This window comes from Roseimaritima sediminicola, from assembly GCF_009618275.1.
GTDB lineage: Bacteria > Planctomycetota > Planctomycetia > Pirellulales > Pirellulaceae > Roseimaritima > Roseimaritima sediminicola.
Genome location: NZ_WIAD01000131.1, coordinates 1 through 1056, shown reverse-complemented (window position 1 = coordinate 1056; position 1056 = coordinate 1). Strand labels below are relative to the sequence as shown.

General features: G+C 58.7%; 1 protein-coding gene. It reads right to left on the bottom strand.

Annotated elements, in window-relative coordinates:
* Positions 1 to 981, bottom strand: a 981-nt coding sequence (locus GE027_RS22590) for a transposase (RefSeq protein ID WP_237607745.1), incomplete at its 3' end; no start/stop codon positions are given.
* Between the last annotated feature and the right edge of the window lie 75 nt (positions 982 to 1056).

The following is a 1056-nucleotide window of genomic DNA, read 5'->3' as shown; positions in this document are numbered from 1 at the left end:
ATACTGGCGGTGCCGCTCTTCAAGCTCGGCAAGGTTCACCGCCGTACCATCCTTACTGACCGGCTTCTGCAACTGCTCCCGGCTCAAATCCACCCGCCCCTGCAGCTCCGGACGCGACTCCAGAGCCAAGTGCCATAGCAAACTCGTGTAGGCCGCGAGCGTCATCGAGACGCAGCCTAGATTCGGGGGCGTTTCCGCGGCTCTCTTCGTCTCGCTGGCGTCACTGGCATTACTGGCATCACTGACTTCGCCGGTCGCATGCTCCGTCGAGACGCAAGCCGTTTCCTGGGGATGCTCCACCGGAGCGAGCCACTGCGACGTGTCGGGCAATTCTTCGGCGAGCGTCCGCATTCGCTCGCCGATCGAGACCTCGGCATAGCCATCGAGCGTATCGGTCAGGCCGGCCCGCAGCGGATTGAGATCCACGTAAGCCATACAGGCCAGCACGTCCGCTTCGTCCTCCAAGCGATTCAGCTTGAAACGCTCTTCGAAGAACCGTCCCGTGCACTCATCTTCGATGTTGCACTCCCGGGCGATGGTCTGGCACAGCAAGCGAACGAACCAAGAGATATCTGACAACCTCGAACGCAGCTCGGCCACCCGTTCGGGATCGTTGACGATCTGCTTGATTTCACTTTCCCTGATCTTGCCGCCCTGCTTGTGTTGGCAGCGTTTGCGAGACGTCACCGAGAGCCAGCGGATGGCTACTTCCCGATCACTGAGGGCTCGAACCTTGTCAGGTCGGTTGCGAAGCACGCAGTGCCAGTGATTTTCCATGATAGCAAACGACAAAACCTCGACGCACAGAAACGGAGTTATTTCCTGCATTCGCTCAAGAAATCGCGTGCGGCGGTAGGAGTAGTCGATTCCGGTCAGCGGATCGACTCCGTGGAGGAAGCTTCGCCGGACGGTACGATTGAAGGCGTGGTAGACGCCGACTTTGGTGCGGTCAAACGTTTCGGAGCGGCTTTTTCGGCACATCGTCGGAACCTCCTGAGCGGGAAGAAAAGTAGACGTTTGTATGGTACCGCTGCAAAAGGCCATCACAAGCGAAAA